This window comes from Yersinia canariae (assembly GCF_009831415.1).
GTDB lineage: Bacteria > Pseudomonadota > Gammaproteobacteria > Enterobacterales > Enterobacteriaceae > Yersinia > Yersinia canariae.
This window is the reverse complement of sequence record NZ_CP043727.1, coordinates 2,424,762-2,445,173: the sequence shown is the minus strand read 5'-3', so window position 1 is coordinate 2,445,173 and position 20,412 is coordinate 2,424,762. Positions and strand designations below refer to the sequence as shown.

The following is a 20,412-nucleotide window of genomic DNA, read 5'->3' as shown; positions in this document are numbered from 1 at the left end:
GAGCACGCCAATTATGTTGAGCAAGAAAAATAGCGAAGCTCTGGAAGTTTTCAGTGAGAAACTGGAAGTGGAAGGGCGCAGTCTTTGGCAGGATGCTCGCCGGCGCTTTATTCATAACCGCGCGGCAATCACCAGTTTGGTGATCCTGATGTTTATTACCTTATTTGTTATTTTTGCCCCGATGTTAGCTGAGTTCTCCTATTCAGATACTGATTGGGGCATGATGTCAGCCGCACCTGATATGGAATCCGGGCACTATTTTGGTACCGATTCCTCGGGCCGAGACCTGTTGGTTCGTGTTGCCATTGGTGGACGGATTTCATTGATGGTGGGTGTTGCTGCCGCATTGGTTGCTGTGGTTGTCGGCACATTATACGGCTCGCTATCCGGTTATCTGGGGGGGAAAGTTGACTCACTGATGATGCGCTTGCTGGAGATTCTTAACTCATTCCCTTTCATGTTTTTCGTCATTTTGCTGGTGACTTTCTTTGGCCAGAATATTCTGCTGATATTTGTCGCCATCGGGATGGTGTCCTGGTTGGATATGGCGCGTATTGTGCGCGGGCAAACGCTGAGTCTGAAACGCAAAGAATTCATCGAAGCTGCGCTGGTGGGCGGAGTTTCCACACGCAATATTGTATTGCGCCATATTGTGCCCAATGTCTTGGGTGTGGTCGTGGTCTACGCCTCTTTATTAGTTCCCAGCATGATTTTGTTTGAATCATTCTTGAGCTTCTTGGGGCTTGGGACGCAAGAACCGCTGAGCAGCTGGGGCGCGTTACTCAGTGATGGTGCCAATTCAATGGAAGTTTCTCCTTGGTTATTGATGTTTCCTGCTGGTTTCCTGGTGGTAACCCTGTTTTGTTTCAACTTTATCGGCGATGGCTTGCGTGATGCCCTCGATCCGAAAGACCGCTGAGGAGTAGCATTATGACGACTATTGATAATCAGTCTGCTGTTCAGCAAGATGTCCTGTTGGATGTCAAAGACTTGACCGTTACATTCGGGACGCCAGATGGCGATGTTACTGCCGTAAATGCCCTTAACTTTGACCTACGCGCAGGTGAAACGCTCGGTATTGTCGGTGAATCTGGCTCGGGCAAATCCCAAACGGCATTCGCTTTGATGGGGTTGCTGGCCAGCAATGGCCGCATTGGTGGCTCGGCAAAATTTAATGGCCGTGAAATCCTGAACTTACCAGAGAAGCAATTGAACCGCTTACGGGCTGAAGAGATCTCGATGATCTTCCAAGACCCCATGACCTCACTTAACCCTTATATGCGTGTGGGTGAGCAGCTAATGGAAGTGCTGCAACTGCACAAAAAGATGAGCAAGAGTGAGGCATTCGAAGAGTCAATTCGCATGCTTGATGCGGTAAAAATGCCAGAAGCGCGTAAGCGCATGCGTATGTATCCTCATGAATTTTCAGGGGGAATGCGTCAGCGGGTCATGATAGCAATGGCGTTATTGTGCCGGCCTAAATTGTTAATTGCTGATGAACCTACGACCGCATTAGATGTTACCGTTCAGGCGCAAATCATGACTTTGCTGAATGAACTTAAGAATGAGTTTAATACGGCAATCATCATGATTACCCATGACCTGGGGGTTGTTGCCGGGATTTGTAATAAAGTTTTGGTGATGTATGCAGGGCGGACGATGGAATATGGTCAGGCGCGTGATGTGTTTTATCACCCAAGCCACCCTTATTCTATTGGTCTACTGAATGCAGTTCCTCGCCTCGATGCTGAAGGCGAATCTCTCATGACTATTCCGGGTAATCCGCCCAATTTACTGCGCTTGCCGAAAGGGTGTCCGTTCCAGCCGCGCTGCCAATATGCCATAGACCGCTGCTCCACGGCTCCAGCATTAGAGCATTTTGGTGATGGCCGTTTGCGTGCCTGCTATAAGCCAGTAGGGGAATTAGTATGAATGCCATGACAGAGAAAAAAGTATTGTTGGAAGTGGCTGACCTGAAAGTACATTTTAATATTCAGGACGGCAAACAGTGGTTCTGGCAACCCGCCAAAACACTGAAAGCTGTTGATGGCGTCACTTTGCGCCTGTATGAAGGTGAAACCCTAGGGGTGGTGGGCGAGTCCGGTTGTGGTAAATCAACATTTGCCCGCGCCATTATTGGTTTGGTGAAAGCCACTAGCGGCAGTGTGGCGTGGTTAGGTAAAGATTTACTTAACATGAGTGATGCGCAGTGGCGTGAGACTCGCAGTGATATCCAGATGATATTCCAGGATCCGCTGGCATCATTAAATCCGCGGATGACTATTGGCGAAATCATTGCTGAGCCATTGCGGACATATCATCCGAAAATGCCACGTCAAGAAATCAAAGATAAAGTTAAAGCCATGATGCTGAAGGTGGGTTTACTGCCTAACTTAATCAACCGTTACCCGCACGAATTCTCAGGGGGGCAGTGCCAACGAATTGGTATTGCTCGCGCGTTGATCCTTGAGCCGAAACTGGTCATTTGCGATGAGCCGGTATCCGCGCTTGATGTGTCAATTCAGGCCCAGGTTGTGAATCTGTTGCAGCAGTTACAGCGCGAGATGGGGCTATCACTGATTTTCATTGCGCATGATTTGGCGGTGGTAAAACATATTTCTGACCGAGTATTGGTGATGTATCTGGGTCATGCCGTTGAGCTGGGTACCTATGATGAGGTTTATCATAATCCCCAGCACCCTTACACCAAAGCATTGATGTCGGCTGTTCCTATCCCTGATCCAGACAAAGAAAGGGCGAAAGTTATTCAGTTATTAGAGGGCGAATTGCCGTCACCTATTAACCCGCCATCAGGTTGCGTGTTTCGGACTCGTTGCCCCATCGCCGGGCCTGAGTGCGCAAAAACCCGCCCATTGTTGGAAGGAAGTTTCCGCCACGCGGTCTCTTGTTTGAAAGTTGACCCGTTATGATGCCGTCATTCAGAGATTAATAGCCTAATAAAAAAATCCCCGCCAAATGAATAAGCGGGGATTTTTTATGATATAGCCCGGTCGTATTAGCTATAAACATCAATTTGATAAATAGCTAATACCTGAGCAGTGAGCAGGATGTTTGTTACTCTTTCCACAATATATGGCAAAGTTTATGATCTTTTTCACGGCACAGCAGAACACGAGCAAAAATATCATTGATTTCCTCACCGTCACTGTCAGCCAGACCAATGACAACTTCGGCGAAAAAGTCCGGATTCACATCAAAATCGACATGTTCTTGCCAATCTTCAGCGGGATCAAACAACTCCGCACCACCACGTTCTTCAAACTGAAGGTTAAACAATAAAATATCTGCTGGGTCGAGGTTATCACCCGCCAGTTCCAGAAAAATATCGTATGCCTGTTCCAGTGTTTCATCTTCAGTCAGGCGGTTATTAAGATCCATTATACTTTGATCCATTTGCAGATTCCTATTTATCCCCGTCATACTCCAAGCTGCATCTGTTAGCTGCCCCGGCAGATTTGTCACCCGAATCATTGAGTTGCGTCAACTCATTGGGGTTTTGAGCCTCATCAGAGGCTCTTACGGGCCAGCACTTGCTGCTTTTCTGCCACTCGAATTATTCAGGGTCTATCATTTATAGACTGTGCTTATTAAAACATTCTCTATGCAGCTTTTACAATTAATATGCTATTGAAAACCGATAACTCAGAGAATCTACAATTGGATGACTGTTAGTTCCTATTGATTACAGGAATGGGCTGAAAAAGTAGAATAATCTTTCCGTTACACGATGCCAGAGCGGGCGCTTATTCCACTGTTCGCCATCTAATAATACGGAGCGAGCAATATAATCATCTTGGACTTGTGCTAAATCTGCGCCAAAACCATCATCGTCAATCACCAGTGTGATTTCAAAATTCAGCCATAAGCTGCGCATATCCAGGTTTACTGTTCCCACCAAACTTAATTGCCCATCGACCAAGACGCTCTTACTGTGCAGTAACCCACCTTCAAACTGATAAATTTTAACCCCAGCTTCAAGTAATTCCGCGAAGAATGCGCGGCTGGCCCAGCGAACCATCATCGAGTCATTGTCTCGTGGAACGATAATACTGACTTCAACCCCGCGCTGTGCTGCGGTACAAATAGCATGCAGCAAATCATCACTGGGTACGAGATAAGGCGTGGTCATGGTCAATTGTTTACGTGCGGCATAGACTGCGGTCAATAATGCCTGATGGATCATTTCTTCAGGGAAGCCAGGGCCAGAAGCTATAACCTGGATTGTATGGCCGCTTTCTTCTTCGAAGGGCATGATATGGCTGTCTGGTGGCGGTGGCAGGATGCGTTTGCCCGTCTCAATTTCCCAGTCACAGGCATACACAATACCAATGGTGGTTGCCACTGGGCCTTCCATGCGCGCCATCATATCAATCCATTGACCAACACCGGCGTCTTGTTTGAAGAAACGGGGGTCAACCATATTCATGCTGCCGGTGTAGGCAACATAGTTATCAATCAATACAACTTTACGGTGTTGGCGCAAATCCATACGGCGCAAAAATACCCGGAAGACATTAACTTTGAGGGCTTCGACAACTTCAATTCCTGCATTACGCATCATGGCAGGATAGGGGGTGCGGAAGAATTGCTGGCTACCGGCCGAATCTAACATTAATCGGCAATGGACACCGCGTCTTGCTGCGGCCATCAGTGACTCAGCCACTTGATCAACCAACCCGCCCGGTTGCCAGATATAAAACACCATCTCGATATTATGGCGAGCTAATTCGATATCGCGGACTAATGCTTTCAGTGTGTCATCGGTGGTAGTTAACAGCTGTAATTGATTGCCTTTTACGCCGCTGATGCCTTGGCGACGTTCGCATAATTGGAATAATGGGGTCGCCACTTCGCTATTTGAGCTGGCAAAAATATGTTGGCAGTCTTTCAATTCACTGAGCCAGCGGGCGGTAGACGGCCACATGGCTTTTGCTCGCTCAGCGCGGCGTTTACCGAGATGAAGTTCGCCGAATGAGAGATAAGCAATTATTCCCACCAATGGCAGAATATAAATAACAAGCAGCCATGCCATGGCCGAAGGAACGGCTCTGCGTTTCATTAGAATACGCAGCGTGACCCCGGCAATAAGCAACCAATAGCCAAAAACTGAGAGCCAACTGATTACGGTATAAAATGTTGTCATAAGGGCGGAAATCCTGTTCACAAACGGTCACTAAAGAGTGTACGCACAGTATGGCAAAGGCGAAACCTTTAATCGGATATATTACTGGATAAAGTCTTTTAAGCTAAAGGACTTGCAAGGACGAATATACATATATAGTTGGCGTTCTCTGTTTTTTCCATAACCCCAGCAATACTATTTCAGGCTAAACATGCGTTTTTGCCCGATGGCGGCTTGGCTCAAGAGATGAAAAGTTTATAATAGATGGGTTCTCAGCCTTGGAAGAATAGCTTCATGAGACGGAGTAAGAATGAGGTCGGCCGTTGGCGTATGTTACGGCAAAACCAGCGTCGAAGAAATCGCTGGCTTGAAGGTCAATCACGGCGTTATCGCCATATCTATTGTGTCCGACAACTCCGCGAGCATCAACATCGCAGGGCGTTATTGTTCACTGTGGCTTATGAGTGGTAGTTCACTGTGAGGGTAATGAAAACAGTCTCTTTATGAGGCTGTTTTTGTTTTTGTCATCACGAAGATAAGTCGATTATTAATTTCCTCCCTCAAAGTCTCTTACTCAAAACATTGCTTAACTCGGATGTTTCACGTCAGATTGCTAAAATAGTGATGTCGATTAGACATTTTTGAATAATATTTTCCACTTCAAATTACACTTTTTTTCGCAGAAAAATTACACCTATCCTAAATTAGCAAAATGCGATAATTCTGATGTCCCTATTAATAATGAAAGGTGCAAAATACTCTTTTCCCTGTTTATTTCACATCAGAATGAGATCGCGCTACCCTATATATTCGGTCGCTTCGTTCTAATCGTTCAGTTTCAGGGGTGTTACTGTTGGATTGTTCGAGGCGGCCATCCCGCTGCGAAACAAATGATTATGAAATAATAAACATGATAATCATCATGTTTACCTGATACTTTCTTATCTATCAATGAGTTGTTCTGTATTCCATTTTTTTATGTCAATATAACCAATCGTTTTTAGTGATCAATAATAAAAAATTGATCAATTTTATCAATTGATCAATACTGCTACCCTAACCAAATAAAAGGATTTTACTGTGAATAGCAGACTAAACATTGCAGTCGATTGCACTTTTATCTGTGAGCCTGTTTACAAACGTGACGGTAAGTTACTTGCAGTAGAGTTATTGAGTCGGTTCACAACAACGTCATTTAAAACGCCTATTTGTACTGAGCGCTTCTTGCATCAACTTAATGCTCAGATGAAAGTCAAATTGTTGCACACCCAATTATCTGAAGTAAAAAATGTTCAACAGTGGTTTAATGAACACCAAGTAATGCTCTCAATTAATATAGATTTTGATATGACACATGCGGTGTTGAGTGACGATAATCTTATCTCGTTATTGGACTCAATGCCTTTTATCCGGCTAGAAATAATGGAGAGCTTCCCTAACCTCAATGGCGGTGTTGCGAATGCATTATTAAGTAAGCTGGCTAAACGATATACCTTATGGTTGGATGATTTTGGCAGCGGTAATGCTCATATTGCTGCGGCAGCCAGCGGCTTCTTTGAATGTGTAAAAATTGATAAAAATTTTTATTGGCAGTGGGGCGGTAGTGTCACGTTTCATAACCTGATAACACGATTGCGTGACTATTGCCCGCATGTTGTTATTGAAGGCGTCGAAACTCATTTGCAGTTTAGCCAACTTGCCGATATAGGGGTTGATGCCATGCAAGGTTACTTATTCAACTCCTGCGCATTGGAGGCGGTGGGCCAACTTCCTCTGCAGTATGATCATTTTAATATAAGGTGATTATATTTTCAGGCGCACAGAGCGGACTGCGAGAAAAATCAAATTTTGCCGATAGGACATCAAGTTAGACCAACTTTTTGCTGTGAATATCACAGTTAAATGATGCTGTTCAGTGGATGATGTAACCCCTATTCCAGCAAAGGCTATAGTTAATGTCTCAATATAAATTAGCTAAAACAGTATTCTTCGGGGATTTGAAAACCAGCACTGCACTGTATAAATATGAGATTTATTGTGAAGAATCTGAGCTGATATATCACGCGGCTATTTATTCTGAACAAGTCATTGCTGCTGGCAAACATACTTACCCTGTTTGGGTCAGAAAAGACCATATGATACTAAAATCACCGGCGCATATGTTGGATAAAGCGGTAGACGCCTGTGAAGAGCATTGGCTGAAACACTACAAAGTCTAGCTGATTTCGGTTAAATCAAAATACGCCTGGCTGCAGGCGTATGGTTTTGGTTTGCGTCAGAGTGTTACTGATAGGGCTAGTCAAATAATTCTGATAGAAAACTTTTTTTCTTGTAGTGCTTAGGCTTTGAATATCCGTGGCTATCACGTTCGCGCTCGCGATCATTGCTTCTGGGTTCAGAATAAGAGGTCGCCGCTGGCGCACTTTCAGCTGATTTTTCAATGATTTTATCGAGTTCCCCACGATCAAGCCAAACACCACGGCAGTTTGGGCAATAATCAATCTCAATGCTTTTACGTTCAGACATAACCAGTTGGGTATCTTTGCATACTGGACACTGCATAGTCTTCATCTCCGCATTTAATAAAATGGCTTATCGTCTCGATATATAATCGATAACTGATTAGACATTAATTATTAGTAATTATAAGTAAAGATGATTAAAGACATGTAATAGCGCAGCAGCCATGGACAGATGCCCGGTGAGGTTGCTTCTTTTAGTTGGCAGCCGCGATGGTCGCGCGGCGCCTAAACAACGGGTGACTCAAAATACGCGTTTATAGGGTTTTACAATGACCGATTGGTACACCCCTGCGGCAATATAAGGGTCTTGTTCTGCCCAAGCTTCGGCCTCTTGTTGGGAAGTAAACTCCGCGATTACGGTTGAGCCGGTGAACCCAGAGGAGCCGGGATCAGCGCTGTCAATGGCGGGGTTGGGGCCAGCGGTCAATAAACGGCCTTGATCTTGTAATGCTTGTAAGCGTGCCAGATGTGCAGGGCGCACAGATAAGCGTTTCTCAAGTGAATCAGGAACATCAGTTGCAAAGATTACATACAGCATGTTTCACCTTTAAAATATTCATACCCTTCATACTTCATACTTCATACTTCAAGCTGCATGTGCGGGCCAACAGCCCCAGTGACTGACAGTGTATGCGCCTGGAGACTCGCTCAGTTGCCGCCTGCCAGCTACTCGAATTAGTTAGGATATATTCTTCAATATGATGATTTGTATTCGGTGTTCTATAACAGCATGTTCCCCCCATAAATTCAATAAAGTGTGGAAATAGCAAGATCGGCGATTATCGGGCGAATACACCGCTAATTGGTAATGAAATAAAATGATAACTGGGCGTAAACAGAAAGTGTTATTACGTGGATATTGCCGTTTAAAGCATCGTTTAAGACTTATCATTGAGATAGTTTGCAGTTGCTTATTGAATATGATTGCTATTTGCATTTAAACTTAGCTGCATCAGAGGACACTGAATTATTATGCAGCTAAATAAATTTTTCTTGGGTCGACGGCTAACATGGCCGCTCGCATTTTCAGTAGGTATACATGGCAGCGTCATTGCCGCATTGCTGTACGTCTCCGTAGAGCAAATGAATATACAGCCAGAGATAGAGGATGCGCCGCTGGCTGTTACCATGGTGAATATCGATACCTTCGCGGCACCACAGCCAGCGGCGGCGGAGCCGCAGGCCGAACCGGAGCCAGAGCCTGAAGCTGTTGAAGAGGCACCGCCAGAACCTGAAGTGCTGCCCGAGCCGGTACCAGTACCGATTCCTGAGCCGGTGAAACCCAAGCCGAAACCCAAGCCGGTGAAAAAAGAAGTCAAAAAGCCGGAAGTGAAGAAGCCGGATGTTAAGAAGACGGTTGCGCCGCCGGATGACAAGCCGTTTAAATCCGATGAGCCAGCACTGGTTTCGACTAATGCTCCGGTAAAATCAGCACCTAAGGCCTCTGTTCCGGGCGCGTCAACGTCTAGCGGACCAAAAGCACTGAGCAAGATGAAACCGACTTATCCGGCAAGGGCCTTGGCGCTGGGGGTTGAAGGGCAGGTTAAAGTACAATACGACATTGACGAAGATGGTCGCGTGACCAATGTGCGAATTTTGGAAGCCACACCGCGCAATACCTTTGAGCGTGAAGTGAAGCAGGTGATGCGTAAATGGCGTTTTGAAGCCGTTGCTGCCAAGGATTATGTCACAACTATCGTGTTCAAGATTGGTGGCACGACGGAAATGAATTAAGGTCGTGTTGCTGAGGCTCTGCTTCAGTATCATCCCCCAATAAGAAAGGGTCGCTTTTATCGCGACCCTTTTTACATCATAACCGAGGCAGTTATTGCGTAGCGCCAACTTCGAAATTTCTACTGCTTTCAGGTAAGGCGCGGGCTTTACCAATGTCATCAACGGCGACATAGGTGAATACCGCTTCAGTGGCCTTATAGCGCTGACCAATAGGTTCGGAAGAGACCTTTTTTACCCATACTTCAATATTGATGGTAATAGAGCTGCGGCCTGTCTTAATACAGCGCGCATAACAGCAAACTACGTCACCAACGGCCACTGGCTTGAGGAACGTCATTCCATCAACCCGCACAGTGACTACCCGGCCTTGGGCTATCTCTTTGGCTTGGATAGCGCCGCCAATATCCATTTGTGACATCAACCAGCCGCCGAATATATCACCGTTGGCATTAGTATCAGCCGGCATAGCAAGAGTGCGAAGTACCAATTCACCGTTAGGTAATGATTGCGATATTTGTTCCTGGGTCATCTCTGCCTACTATTTAAAATTATGACTTTTTCTGTTCTTCGGGCATATGCCGGTAAATATAAACGCCGCTGATGAGTGTGAACACCAGTGTCAGCGCGGTTAAACCAAACACTTTGAAATTCACCCAAATATCTTGCGGTAACCAAAATGCCACATAGATATTGAGTAACCCGCAAACCAGGAAGAACACGGCCCAAGACATGTTCAGTGTTGACCAAACACCATCAGGTAATGTGAGTTCTTTGCCAAGCATCCGCTGAATCAATGGTTTTTTCATGAACCACTGGCTGACCAGCAGGGCCACGGCAAACAAAACATACAGCACAGTCACTTTCCACTTTATAAATAAGTCACTGTGGAATGCCAGCGTCAAGGTACCGAAAACCAGCACCATAACTGCGGTGACCAGTGTCATTTTTTCTACCTTGCGGTATTTGACCCAAGTAAAGGCCAGCGCCAACAACGTGGCGACAATCAATGCCCCTGATGCGACAAAAATGTCATACATCTTGTAGAAAACGAAAAATACGACCAAAGGGAGAAAATCTAAAAGTTGCTTCATGAATCAATCCATTATTTGTACACCGCCCGACTATACCGGATTCAGTGAGGTGAGGGTACCAGCGGCAAAACACTATTATCCTTAATTATCTGTCGGAATGCGCGCTCTGCCAGTGGAATTTGCAGAAACTTACGATAAACAAGTAACAGATTTTGTCTGTATATTGCCAGTGAGGGATTAACCCAGCATGATGAGTGATAAATATTGGGTTAAAGCTTGTGGAGTCAGTATGCAGAGAAAATCACTCCGGCATTGGATGCCGGGTTTGACCCAATTAATGGCTTATGAACGTGATTGGCTTAAGCCAGATATTCGAGCCGGGTTATCGGTGGCCGCAGTGGCGTTGCCGATTGCTATTGCTTATGCCGAGTTGACGGGCGTCAGTGCTGCGGTAGGGCTGTATTCTTGTATTTTGCCGATGATTGCGTACGCTTTTTTTGGTTCATCCCGGCAGTTGATTGTCGGGCCGGATGCGGCAACTTGTGCAGTGATCGCCGCGGTGGTGGCACCGTTGGCGGCGGGGAACAGTGAGGTTCACTGGCAACTGACTATCATGATGACGCTGATGATGGGGACATGGTGTCTGGTGGCCAGCCGCTTTAAACTGGGGGCATTAGCCGATTTATTATCGCGGCCAATATTAACCGGCTTACTTAATGGGGTGGCGATTACCATTATTGTTGATCAATTGGGTAAGGTATTTGGTTTTATGACCCGCCCGCCGCAATTGATTGAGCGGGTACTGGCCCTGCCGCATAATTTGATTAACAGCCATTTACCGACGGTCGCAATTTCATTACTGACTTTCGTCGTGTTGTACGGTGTTAAGTGGTTGCGCCCGAACTGGCCCGCACCTTTGTTGGCGATTGTTATCGCGACCTTTGTCTCTTGGGCTGCCAATATGCAGCAATTTGGTGTTGGTGTCGTCGGAGGGTTTGACGGCGGTTTACCCATGGTGCATTGGCCTGATTTTCAGCCGGGCTTATTACGAGATATGGTCATCCCCGCACTCAACCTGGCGGTGGTCAGTTTTGTCAGTATGATGCTGACTGCACGTAGTTTTGCCGCTAAGAATGGTTACGAAGTTGATGCTGATGTTGAATTACGCGCATTAGGTATCACTAATATTGTCTCCGCTTTATCGCAAGGTTTTGCTATTAGTGGCGCGAGCACCCGCACTGCGGTGAATGATGCCAATAATGGCAAGAGCCAGTTGGTCTCTATTATCGCCGCACTGGTTATTGCCATGGTGTTGCTGTTTTTAACCCGCCCGCTGCAATATATTCCGATTGCGGCGTTGGGTGTGGTGCTGATTTATGCCGCATGGTCTTTGCTCGGGTTTAGAAGTTTGTGGCAGTTACGTAAACGCAATACGCAAGCTTTCTATTTGGCGATATTTACTTTCGTGAGTGTTGTTTTAGTTGGGGTTATTAGTGGTATCGGCTTAGCGGTATTGCTGGGATTATTGCAATTCTTGCGCACAGTATTCCGCCCGACAGAGCAGTTATTAGGGGTGAATGCCGATGGTATGATTCATTCAATGCGCAGTGGTAACGGCATCAAACCTGTGCCAGGCGTGATGATTTACCGCTTTAACTCCCCTCTGACTTATTTCAATGTCGCGTACTTTAAGCGGCGCATTCTGAATCTGGTTGACAGCACTCCACATCCGGCGAATTGGGTGGTCATTGATGCAGTCGCCAGCTTTACCTATGCTGATATCAGTGTGTTGGCGGCGATTGATGAGCTAAAGCGCGATTTGAAACAGCGTAATATTAAGCTGATATTGGCCGGGCGGCGGACCGAACTGACCCGCTGGTTCCGTATTAATCGCTTGAAAAGTCATGATGATGACCTAATTTTAGTTCCTGACCTCTATTTGGCCCTCAAGCTGATTCAAAGTAAACAGCGGGTGGCGGAGAAGCAGGAATCTGAAGCCCAGCCCCCCCCATCAGTCCATCAGCAAATTTGTTGAATCCTGAATAACAAAAAGGGCCGTAATGGCCCTTTTGTCGTTTTATCAGCACTGATGCTTATACGCTGACATCCGTTGGACGCAATAACATATATAAGCGGAACAGATACACCAGCAATAATGCAGAAACCAGATTACTCAGTGACGCTAAAACAATACTGGCAATCGGAGTCGGCAAGGCAGTCAGGTGATTGACCAAATATAACAAAATCAGTTTGGCCGCTATCCACAACATCATTGCCGGGATAATCAAACGCACATTGGCAAAAGCCAGCTTAATACTGGCTTTCATTGCTGCAAAAACGCCCATTTTTTCCGTCGTCACAATAACCGGTGACAGCGAGAGTGCGACTGCAATGATGATGCCCGGCACGATAAACAGGGTTATTCCCAACTGAATCAATAAGGTGCCAATAAACATCAGCAGCAGTAAGCGAGGTAAAATAGGCAGTGAAATGCCAATTGCCTGCAATGCGCTCACCCGACGCCCTTGGGAGACCATCGAAATCAGAGACAGCATGCCACCGACTAATAATACATTTCCCACTAACGCGGAGAAGGTTGCTGCGGCGGATACTTTCAGCAGTACAATTTGTTGCTCAGGTGTGAGCTGCGCCACCAACTCTGTAATGCTGAGATTCCCTGACGACGCAAAATCACTTTCTGTGGAAGTTAAAGTACTCAGTTGTTCACTATCAGGAATAAATGCCTGATTCAGCATGACGGTAATGAACGCAGTCAGCAGCGCCAGTAACAAAATGGCGGGCAACTGATTACGTAAAAAGTTAAAACTGTCACGGTATAAAGTGTTAGCCGTGATAGGCATGAAAGCTCCTTGGGATGAAAAAATAGCGCTTAGCCGATGATTATACCTTGTTATGGCGCGCTGTGGGATCCTGTCATTGGCCAATGGCTGATTTCTTCCAATCGGATTACCTCGATGTTATCAATAGGTAACGCCGGCAAGCCGTAGTGGGCACGGGCGCGATCGCAATCGGGGTTGCGCACACCGGCCTCTCCCGAACATTCAAATTCATGACAGGGCGGTGGGCGGTCACCATAAATTGAACAAGAAACAGACTGACCGACCTCTCCCCGCAGGGCGATACAACGGGGGGATTTACAGTTAGTACCGGACATGCAGCTTATAAAAGGGGTGACTTGTTCAGTCATGGTGGAGGGAACGCAACCGCCGCCATCATTGGCTTCAGCCCAATAAAATGACACCCGAAAATAGGCACAGCAAGCACCACAACTGACACACGGATTTATTTCAGTGCTCATCTTTAATCTACTGCTCCTTGCGAAGAAAACAGCCAACCGATGACGATTTCACACACATAACATCCAAGCATAGCAGCATGACAACTGTTGTCTTTTTCAGCAACGGGCGTTAGCACAATTTGCTGCAAACTGACATTTATGATCCAGATCAATTTCAATGTTATTAAGGAATTAAATAACCCTACTTAATTTAGGATTTATTAAAATTGTTACGAAAGATGTGATCTCGATTGGATCATTAATACTCATTTGTAGGTATATTCTGTTCGCGAATATACCTACAAATGGAATGGACAATGAAAAAAGTCACTTTGGCATTATTAGCCGTAGCAACTCTGGCATCGACTGCGGTAAGTGCGCATCAAGCAGGCGATTATATTTTCCGAGCAGGGACGGCAACGGTCAGACCAAATGCAGGGTCTGATGATGTGTTAGGTTATGGTTCCTTCAAAGCGGATAATAATACCCAGTTGGGCCTGACCTTCAGCTATCTGATTACTGACAACATCGGGGTAGAACTGCTGGCTGCGACGCCGTTCCGCCATAAGGTTGGCCTTGGGCCGACCGGCGATATTGCAGAAGTTAAGCAGTTGCCACCGACGTTAATGGCGCAATATTATTTCCGTGATAAACAAGACAAACTGCGCCCATATTTGGGGATTGGTCTGAACTACACCACATTCTTTGACGAGAAATTCAACAATACGGGCACTTCCGCCGGGTTAACGGATTTGAGCTTAAAAGATTCTTGGGGTGTGGCAGGGCAAGCCGGTTTGGACTATATGGTCAGTGAAAACTGGATGGTGAATATGTCCGTCTGGTGGATGAATATCGAAACTGACGTGAAATTTAAAGCCAATGGTCAGGAGCAAAGCATTCACACTCGCCTTGACCCATGGGTGTTTATGTTTGGCGCGGGTTATCGTTTCTGATAATAATCATTTCTGATAACAATCGTTCCTGATAACAGCAGTACGAAGATAAATAGAGAGGCGCAGAAATGCGCCTCTGAATATGACATTACCTGATAAGCATCTGATCACTAACAGATTTCACTCCCGGCACGCCACGAGTTATCTGCACAGCACGGTTTGCATCCTGACGTGAGCTAACAAAACCACTCAGCTGAACTCGCCCTTTGAAAGTCTCAACACTTATCTCAGTAGATTTTAGATTTTTCTCACCCAGCAGCGCTGATTTCACTTTAGTGGTGACCACGGTGTCATCAATATAACCACCGGTTCCTTCTGACTTTGCTGTCGGCGCGCAGGCGGATACTGCCATCGCCATAATCACCGCAATGCATAAGGCTGAAATGGTCTTGAAAATCTTCATATATGACTCTCCATGTTTATCGATGCCATAGGGCGTATTGGATAAACCAATAGCTCAAAATACTATTAACGCATATTTCACTCAGAGTTTGAGAACACCCACCGCATCCCAAATGTAAAAAAATGCTAAGTGTGTTACACATGATTAGTATTGGTTATGAATAGCTTTTATTCAAATTTGCAGCGGATAAGTCGTGGGAAACGTATGAAAATAAGGAAGAAAGCGCCTGAATGGTAGGAGTCATCAGGCGCATTGGGGAAACTAACTGCGGGTGGCGGCTTTCATTTGGGTCACAAAACGAGTCAGTTGCGCAAGCATCTCGGCAGGTTGTGAGACATTGTTTTCAATGATTTTTACAATAGCAGAACCCGAAATAGCACCCGCAGCTCCGGCCTCCAGGCTAATTTTTATTTGCCCAGGTTCTGAAATACCAAAACCTTGCAATGCCGGGGCAGCATGGTATTCACGAAGTTTATCTATCAAATGATTCAATGGCAGATGGCCGTGATTTTCAGCCCCCGTGACACCAGCACGGGAAAGCAGATAGGTATAGCCACGGCCATGAGAAGCGATTTCGCGCAATAAATCATCATCTGCATTCGGTGGGCAGATAAAGATAGGGGCAATCCCATGGCGCAATGCCGCAGTCCGGAATGGGAGTGATTCTTCAAAAGGCACATCAGCAATAAGCACTGAGTCGACACCGACGTCAGCACAACGCTGATAGAAAGTATCGATACCGTTATGGAATACCAAATTCGCATACATCAGCAGACCAATGGGAATGGTGGGGTGCTTTTTGCGAATCTCTGCCAGCATCTCAAAACAAATGCTCGGGGTCACACCGGCGGCGAAAGCACGTAACGCCGCGTTTTGGATAGTCGGGCCATCGGCCAATGGGTCAGAGAATGGAATGCCTAACTCCAACGCATCTGCCCCTGCGGCGATTAAAGTGTCAATAATCTCTAACGAGAGGGCCGGTGTTGGGTCACCTAACTGGACGAAAGGGACAAATGCGCCTTCTTTTTTGGCGGCCAACTGTTTGAAAAGCTGCTGATAACGCTCCATTAAATTTCTCCCCGTGCTTTCAGAATATCGTGAACGGTGAAAATATCTTTATCACCGCGCCCGGACAGATTGACAACCAGAATCTGCTCTTTCTCCGGCGATGCTTTAATCATTTTCAAAGCATGCGCCAGTGCATGGGAAGATTCCAATGCCGGGATAATTCCTTCTTTGCACGACAGTGCCTTAAATGCCTCGAGGGCTTCATCATCGGTCACTGAGACATAATCAGCGCGACCAATACTATTCAAATAAGCATGTTGCGGCCCCACTGATGGGAAGTCTAACCCGGCAGAAATTGAGTAAGATTCTTCAATTTGGCCATCACTGGTTTGCATCATCGGCGATTTCATACCGAAGTAGATACCAACTTTACCGTGTTTCAGTGGCGCACCATGTTGGCCAGTTTCAATACCCAAACCAGCGGGTTCTACGCCAATCAGCCCAACGCCGGGTTCATCAATAAAATCAGCAAACATACCAATCGCATTGGAGCCGCCACCCACACATGCCAATACGACATCTGGCAAGCGGCCTTCTTTTGCCAGCATTTGTGCTTTGGTTTCTTCGCCAATCATACGCTGGAATTCGCGCACAATTGTTGGGTAAGGGTGAGGGCCGGCGGCTGTTCCCAGCATATAGTGGGCGGTTTCATAGCTACCAGACCAGTCGCGCAGCGCTTCGTTACAGGCATCTTTCAGCGTCGAGGAACCACTGTGTACCGGAATCACTTCCGCCCCCATCAGACGCATACGAAATACGTTTGGTGATTGGCGTTCAATATCTTTAGCACCCATATAAATGCGACATTTTAAGCCAAGCAGGGCACAGGCCAATGCTGACGCGACACCATGCTGACCAGCACCTGTTTCAGCAATGATTTCTGTTTTACCCATACGTTTTGCTAATAAAGCCTGCCCCAGCACTTGGTTAGTTTTGTGCGCACCACCGTGCAGCAGATCTTCACGTTTTAGATATAACTTGGTTTTTGTACCTGCCGTCAGATTCTGACACAGGGTCAGGGCGGTGGGACGCCCGGCATAGTTCTTTAACAAATCCTGAAATGCGGCCTGAAACTCAGGGTCTAGTTGAGCACTGACAAAAGCCTCTTCCAATTGCTTCAATGCTGGCATCAGAATTTGGGGGACATACATTCCACCGAACTCGCCAAAATAAGGGTTTAATGTGGTCATTTTTCTATCCGTTAGTCGTTGATTTAATAAGCGCGTAAGGTTTGGAATACGGCGGCAATCTTCTGGGGATCTTTCACTCCGGGAGCGCTTTCTACGCCGGAATTGATATCCAGACCCGCGCAGCCAAGTTGCGCCGCAGCACAACAGTTGTCAGCCCCCAGCCCCCCCGCCAGCAGGACATTATCTAATGGCTGACCTGCTAATAGTGACCAGTCAAAGCGCTGGCCGGTGCCACCTTGGCCATTATCCAAAACATAGCGTTCAACATGCTGTAAATTGCGTGCCGGCACGGAGTCATTCACACTCAATGCTTTCCAAATTTGGCAACTGGCGGGCAACACCTCACGCAGTTGGTTGATATAAGCTTGATCTTCATGCCCATGCAATTGCACCGCCACCAGAGATAAGCGCTCGGCTGTTTGTCGTATGGTTTCGATTTTGGCATCACGGAACACGCCGACATACTTCAGCGGCGCACCGCTGATAACAGTACGCGCTTGCGCAATGTCGACATAGCGCGGTGAGTTGCCGACGAAAATCAACCCGCCGTACACCGCGCCAGCATTGTATGCTGCGGCTGCATCTTGGGCGCGGGTCAGCCCGCACACTTTATTTTCACCCAACAACACGCGGCGCACGGCAACATCAAGGTTAGCCTCAGACATCAACGCGCTGCCAATCAGAAAACCGTTGGCAAAGTGGCTTAGCTCACGGACTTGCTGGTAATTATTGATGCCGGATTCGCTAATAACTGTTACGCCCTCCGGCAAGCGCGGTGCCAGCTCACGGGTGCGATTAAGGTCGATGGATAAATCGCGTAAATCACGATTATTAATGCCCACGACTTTCGCCCCTAATGCAATGGCGCGGTCCAACTCTTCAGCATTACTGGCTTCAGTTAGCACGCCCATATTCAGGCTATGGGCCACGGCGGCCAACTGGCGATATGTCTCATCATCGAGCACGGAGAGCATCAGCAAAATTGCATCAGCCTGATAAAAACGGGCGAGCTGAATTTGATAAGCATCGATAATAAAATCTTTACACAGCACGGGCTGAGTCACTACCGCGCTGACTTGTGGCAAGAAATCAAAATTGCCTTGGAAGTATTTTTCGTCAGTTAAAACTGAGATAGCCGAAGCATAATTTTTATAAACAGCCGCAATCTCTGCCGGGTTAAAGTTATCGCGAATGACGCCCTTGGATGGAGAGGCTTTCTTACATTCCAAAATAAACACTGTTTTATTGCCCTGTAGCGCGTGGTAAAAATCGCGCTGACTGTGGGTGATGTCATTTTGGAAGCTGGCCAGAGGCTGTTGCAATTTCCGCGCGGCAACCCAGATTTCCTTATCGCGCACAATTTTGTGGAGTACGGTTTCCTGCATGATTTATCCTCTTGCTGCCAGAGCGGTAACCCGGTCAAAAGGTTGGCCGCTGTGAATCATTTCCAATGCTTGCTGCGCGTTGTGGCGCAGGTTTTCCTGCCCGTGTAATTTCAGTAATAACGCGACGTTAGCCGCGACGGCTGCGGCGTGTGCCGGCTCACCCTTACCTTGTAACAACCGAGCTAAAATGTCACGATTTTCTTCCGGTGCGCCGCCTTGCAACGAGCCAAGCTCAAAGCGGTTTAAACCAAAATCTTCCGGTGCCAGTTCGTAACTTTCAATACTGCCATTATTAAGCTCCGCGACCTGGGTTGGCGCATGAATAGCGACCTCATCCATTCCACCGCCATGGACGACCGCCGCGCGCTGATAGCCCAGCACTTTAAGCGTTTGTGCAATCGGCAAGACCAACTCAGGACTATAAACCCCAATCAACGCCAGCGGAGGGCGTGCCGGATTAATTAATGGCCCTAATACGTTAAATAAAGTGCGCGTTTTCAATTGTTGGCGTACAGGCATCGCATGGCGAAAACCGGTGTGATACTGCGGCGCAAACAGGAAACAAACCCCTAATTCATCCAATGCCAGCCGTGATTGTTCGGCACTCATATCAAGGCGGATACCAAAGGCGGCGAGCAAGTCTGACGAGCCGGAACGGCTGGATACACTGCGGTTACCGTGCTTGGCGACTTTTACGCCACAACTGGCGGCAACAAAGGCGCTGGCCGTAGATATATTAATGCTGTTGGTGCCGTCGCCGCCCGTTCCGACGATGTCGGCAAACAGGTAATCTGGGCGCGGGAAAGGTTGCGCATCGGCTAATAAAGCTTGTGCGGCACCGGCGATTTCGGCCGGAGTCTCACCGCGCACTTTCATGCTGATCAACGCCGCCGCCAATTGGCTTGCTTCCAGTTCGCCGCGCACAATTGCGGCAAAAAGCTGTTGGCTTTCTGCTTGAGTCATCGACTCGGCCCGGAACAGTTTTTCTAATAACAATTCTTTTGGTAATAGATTGTGCATCATCAATTCCTTAAATATTCAATCCCCAAAGAGCCTGGAGTTGCCGCTAATACTCTTGCAGTTATGCGCGCGAAGGGGATAACGCCCAGGCCAATGTTTGCTCCAGCAGACGAGCACCTTGGGTGGTTAAAATCGATTCCGGGTGGAATTGGTAGCCGCAAACCCGATGAGCATCATGACGAACTGCCATCACCATCTCGCCAAAATGCGCATTAACGGTTAATTCTGTTGGGATATTGCTGCCAACTAATGAGTGGTAGCGGGCAACCGGCAACGGATTCGGCATATCTGCAAACATGCCTTGCCCATCGTGTTCAATCGCCGATGCTTTACCATGCAATATTTCGCCCGCTTGCCCGACGTGACCACCATAGGCTTCGATGATGGCTTGATGACCGAGGCAAATGCCAATAATGGGTAATTGGCCGCGCAGGCGTTGCAATAACTCAGGCATACAACCCGCTTGTGCCGGGGTGCCGGGGCCAGGTGACAGCATTAGCACCGGCCGTTCGAGCTGTTGCAAGCGCTCAATAATGGTGTCAGCGGCAATGTGATTACGGTAAATCACCACGCGATGACCACTTGAACGCAGTTGGTCAACCAGGTTGTACGTAAAGGAATCGATATTATCGAGCAGCAAGATATCGGCCATTAGATTATTTTCC

21 protein-coding genes and 1 pseudogene are annotated in these 20,412 nt (G+C 47.1%); 9 read left to right on the top strand and 13 right to left on the bottom strand.

Annotation, left to right across the window (positions count from 1 at the left end; all coding sequences use genetic code 11):
- The first annotated feature begins 10 nt into the window (after positions 1-10).
- The 3 genes from oppC to oppF are packed head-to-tail and all read left to right on the top strand — an operon-like array spanning position 11 to position 2,930.
- Positions 11-919 (top strand): oligopeptide ABC transporter permease OppC, encoded by a 909-nt coding sequence (oppC, locus tag F0T03_RS11240; RefSeq protein WP_162527032.1) that lies wholly within the window; start codon positions 11-13, stop codon positions 917-919.
- 11 nt (positions 920-930) lie between these two features.
- Positions 931-1,932, top strand: a complete 1,002-nt coding sequence (oppD, locus tag F0T03_RS11235) for an ABC transporter ATP-binding protein (RefSeq protein WP_159678391.1) — start codon at positions 931-933, stop codon at positions 1,930-1,932.
- Entirely contained in the window at positions 1,929-2,930 is a 1,002-nt protein-coding gene (gene oppF / locus F0T03_RS11230; protein WP_145556355.1) for a murein tripeptide/oligopeptide ABC transporter ATP binding protein OppF, read from the top strand. Before oppD ends, oppF begins: the two co-directional genes overlap by 4 nt.
- A 145-nt stretch (positions 2,931-3,075) precedes the next feature.
- On the opposite strand, the gene F0T03_RS11225 is transcribed toward oppF, so the two are convergent.
- Positions 3,076-3,399 (bottom strand): HI1450 family dsDNA-mimic protein, encoded by a 324-nt coding sequence (locus F0T03_RS11225; RefSeq protein ID WP_145556364.1) that lies wholly within the window; start codon positions 3,397-3,399, stop codon positions 3,076-3,078.
- A gap of 304 nt (positions 3,400-3,703) precedes the next feature.
- Positions 3,704-5,164, bottom strand: coding sequence for a cardiolipin synthase (gene cls, locus F0T03_RS11220; RefSeq protein WP_145556354.1), 1,461 nt, complete (start codon positions 5,162-5,164; stop codon positions 3,704-3,706).
- A gap of 273 nt (positions 5,165-5,437) precedes the next feature.
- Between cls and F0T03_RS11215 the strand changes: the two genes are divergently transcribed.
- The 3 genes from F0T03_RS11215 to F0T03_RS11205 all read left to right on the top strand — a co-directional run bounded on the left by F0T03_RS11215 (position 5,438) and on the right by F0T03_RS11205 (position 7,362).
- Positions 5,438-5,614, top strand: coding sequence for a YciY family protein (locus F0T03_RS11215; protein WP_145556353.1), 177 nt, complete (start codon positions 5,438-5,440; stop codon positions 5,612-5,614).
- Positions 5,615-6,223: 609 nt separating this feature from the next.
- Entirely contained in the window at positions 6,224-6,946 is a 723-nt protein-coding gene (locus F0T03_RS11210) for an EAL domain-containing protein (RefSeq protein ID WP_145556352.1), read from the top strand.
- A gap of 152 nt (positions 6,947-7,098) precedes the next feature.
- Positions 7,099-7,362, top strand: a complete 264-nt coding sequence (locus tag F0T03_RS11205) for a hypothetical protein (RefSeq protein WP_145556351.1) — start codon at positions 7,099-7,101, stop codon at positions 7,360-7,362.
- A gap of 76 nt (positions 7,363-7,438) precedes the next feature.
- Here F0T03_RS11205 and F0T03_RS11200 read toward each other — a convergent pair whose 3' ends face one another.
- Together F0T03_RS11200 and F0T03_RS11195 are read right to left on the bottom strand one after the other, a co-directional pair.
- Positions 7,439-7,705: a TFIIB-type zinc ribbon-containing protein gene (locus tag F0T03_RS11200; protein WP_145556350.1), complete on the bottom strand. Its 267-nt coding sequence runs from the start codon at positions 7,703-7,705 to the stop codon at positions 7,439-7,441.
- Between the two features lie 201 nt (positions 7,706-7,906).
- Positions 7,907-8,203 (bottom strand): YciI family protein, encoded by a 297-nt coding sequence (locus tag F0T03_RS11195; protein ID WP_145556349.1) that lies wholly within the window; start codon positions 8,201-8,203, stop codon positions 7,907-7,909.
- 434 nt (positions 8,204-8,637) lie between these two features.
- On the opposite strand from F0T03_RS11195, the gene tonB reads away from it, so the two are divergent.
- Entirely contained in the window at positions 8,638-9,399 is a 762-nt protein-coding gene (gene tonB / locus F0T03_RS11190) for a TonB system transport protein TonB (RefSeq protein WP_159678389.1), read from the top strand.
- A 91-nt stretch (positions 9,400-9,490) separates the two neighbouring features.
- Here tonB and yciA read toward each other — a convergent pair whose 3' ends face one another.
- Both yciA and F0T03_RS11180 read right to left on the bottom strand, forming a co-directional pair.
- Positions 9,491-9,928 carry an acyl-CoA thioester hydrolase YciA gene (gene yciA / locus F0T03_RS11185; protein ID WP_159678387.1) on the bottom strand — a complete coding sequence of 146 codons (438 nt, stop codon included), beginning with the start codon at positions 9,926-9,928 and terminating at the stop codon, positions 9,491-9,493.
- A gap of 19 nt (positions 9,929-9,947) precedes the next feature.
- Entirely contained in the window at positions 9,948-10,490 is a 543-nt protein-coding gene (locus F0T03_RS11180) for a septation protein A (protein ID WP_145556346.1), read from the bottom strand.
- A gap of 229 nt (positions 10,491-10,719) precedes the next feature.
- On the opposite strand from F0T03_RS11180, the gene F0T03_RS11175 reads away from it, so the two are divergent.
- Positions 10,720-12,465 carry a SulP family inorganic anion transporter gene (locus tag F0T03_RS11175; RefSeq protein WP_159678385.1) on the top strand — a complete coding sequence of 582 codons (1,746 nt, stop codon included), beginning with the start codon at positions 10,720-10,722 and terminating at the stop codon, positions 12,463-12,465.
- A 58-nt stretch (positions 12,466-12,523) separates the two neighbouring features.
- Here the strand turns inward: F0T03_RS11175 and F0T03_RS11170 are convergent, their stop codons facing one another.
- The gene (locus tag F0T03_RS11170) at positions 12,524-13,291 is read right to left on the bottom strand and encodes a YciC family protein (RefSeq protein WP_145556344.1); all 768 of its coding nucleotides are present in this window, start codon (positions 13,289-13,291) and stop codon (positions 12,524-12,526) included.
- A gap of 50 nt (positions 13,292-13,341) precedes the next feature.
- Positions 13,342-13,749, bottom strand: coding sequence for a YkgJ family cysteine cluster protein (locus tag F0T03_RS11165; RefSeq protein ID WP_162526939.1), 408 nt, complete (start codon positions 13,747-13,749; stop codon positions 13,342-13,344).
- Positions 13,750-14,045: 296 nt separating this feature from the next.
- On the opposite strand from F0T03_RS11165, the gene ompW reads away from it, so the two are divergent.
- Positions 14,046-14,681: an outer membrane protein OmpW gene (ompW, locus tag F0T03_RS11160; RefSeq protein WP_145556342.1), complete on the top strand. Its 636-nt coding sequence runs from the start codon at positions 14,046-14,048 to the stop codon at positions 14,679-14,681.
- A gap of 88 nt (positions 14,682-14,769) precedes the next feature.
- Here ompW and F0T03_RS11155 read toward each other — a convergent pair whose 3' ends face one another.
- The 5 genes and pseudogenes from F0T03_RS11155 to trpD form a co-directional block, all read right to left on the bottom strand.
- Positions 14,770-15,084, bottom strand: coding sequence for a BON domain-containing protein (locus F0T03_RS11155; protein ID WP_145556341.1), 315 nt, complete (start codon positions 15,082-15,084; stop codon positions 14,770-14,772).
- 261 nt (positions 15,085-15,345) lie between these two features.
- Entirely contained in the window at positions 15,346-16,152 is an 807-nt protein-coding gene (gene trpA / locus F0T03_RS11150; protein ID WP_159678381.1) for a tryptophan synthase subunit alpha, read from the bottom strand.
- Positions 16,152-17,342 carry a tryptophan synthase subunit beta gene (gene trpB, locus F0T03_RS11145; protein ID WP_145556339.1) on the bottom strand — a complete coding sequence of 397 codons (1,191 nt, stop codon included), beginning with the start codon at positions 17,340-17,342 and terminating at the stop codon, positions 16,152-16,154. The genes trpA and trpB overlap by 1 nt, the downstream gene beginning before the upstream one ends.
- A 23-nt stretch (positions 17,343-17,365) precedes the next feature.
- A complete protein-coding gene (gene trpCF / locus F0T03_RS11140; protein WP_159678379.1) occupies positions 17,366-18,727 on the bottom strand; it encodes a bifunctional indole-3-glycerol-phosphate synthase TrpC/phosphoribosylanthranilate isomerase TrpF in 1,362 nt (453 codons plus the stop codon).
- 3 nt (positions 18,728-18,730) lie between these two features.
- Positions 18,731-20,399: pseudogene (trpD, locus tag F0T03_RS21895) on the bottom strand (bifunctional anthranilate synthase glutamate amidotransferase component TrpG/anthranilate phosphoribosyltransferase TrpD).
- Positions 20,400-20,412: the final 13 nt, after the last annotated feature.

Coding starts and splice junctions, on each gene's coding strand:
- oppD (WP_159678391.1), top strand. CDS start 931: ATGACGACTATTGATAATCAGTCTGCTGTTCAGCAAGATGTCCTGTTG.
- oppF (WP_145556355.1), top strand. CDS start 1,929: ATGAATGCCATGACAGAGAAAAAAGTATTGTTGGAAGTGGCTGACCTG.
- F0T03_RS11225 (WP_145556364.1), bottom strand. CDS start 3,399: ATGGATCTTAATAACCGCCTGACTGAAGATGAAACACTGGAACAGGCA.
- cls (WP_145556354.1), bottom strand. CDS start 5,164: ATGACAACATTTTATACCGTAATCAGTTGGCTCTCAGTTTTTGGCTAT.
- F0T03_RS11215 (WP_145556353.1), top strand. CDS start 5,438: ATGAGACGGAGTAAGAATGAGGTCGGCCGTTGGCGTATGTTACGGCAA.
- F0T03_RS11205 (WP_145556351.1), top strand. CDS start 7,099: ATGTCTCAATATAAATTAGCTAAAACAGTATTCTTCGGGGATTTGAAA.
- F0T03_RS11200 (WP_145556350.1), bottom strand. CDS start 7,705: ATGCAGTGTCCAGTATGCAAAGATACCCAACTGGTTATGTCTGAACGT.
- F0T03_RS11195 (WP_145556349.1), bottom strand. CDS start 8,203: ATGCTGTATGTAATCTTTGCAACTGATGTTCCTGATTCACTTGAGAAA.
- tonB (WP_159678389.1), top strand. CDS start 8,638: ATGCAGCTAAATAAATTTTTCTTGGGTCGACGGCTAACATGGCCGCTC.
- yciA (WP_159678387.1), bottom strand. CDS start 9,928: ATGACCCAGGAACAAATATCGCAATCATTACCTAACGGTGAATTGGTA.
- F0T03_RS11180 (WP_145556346.1), bottom strand. CDS start 10,490: ATGAAGCAACTTTTAGATTTTCTCCCTTTGGTCGTATTTTTCGTTTTC.
- F0T03_RS11175 (WP_159678385.1), top strand. CDS start 10,720: ATGCAGAGAAAATCACTCCGGCATTGGATGCCGGGTTTGACCCAATTA.
- F0T03_RS11170 (WP_145556344.1), bottom strand. CDS start 13,291: ATGCCTATCACGGCTAACACTTTATACCGTGACAGTTTTAACTTTTTA.
- F0T03_RS11165 (WP_162526939.1), bottom strand. CDS start 13,749: ATGAGCACTGAAATAAATCCGTGTGTCAGTTGTGGTGCTTGCTGTGCC.
- ompW (WP_145556342.1), top strand. CDS start 14,046: ATGAAAAAAGTCACTTTGGCATTATTAGCCGTAGCAACTCTGGCATCG.
- F0T03_RS11155 (WP_145556341.1), bottom strand. CDS start 15,084: ATGAAGATTTTCAAGACCATTTCAGCCTTATGCATTGCGGTGATTATG.
- trpA (WP_159678381.1), bottom strand. CDS start 16,152: ATGGAGCGTTATCAGCAGCTTTTCAAACAGTTGGCCGCCAAAAAAGAA.
- trpB (WP_145556339.1), bottom strand. CDS start 17,342: ATGACCACATTAAACCCTTATTTTGGCGAGTTCGGTGGAATGTATGTC.
- trpCF (WP_159678379.1), bottom strand. CDS start 18,727: ATGCAGGAAACCGTACTCCACAAAATTGTGCGCGATAAGGAAATCTGG.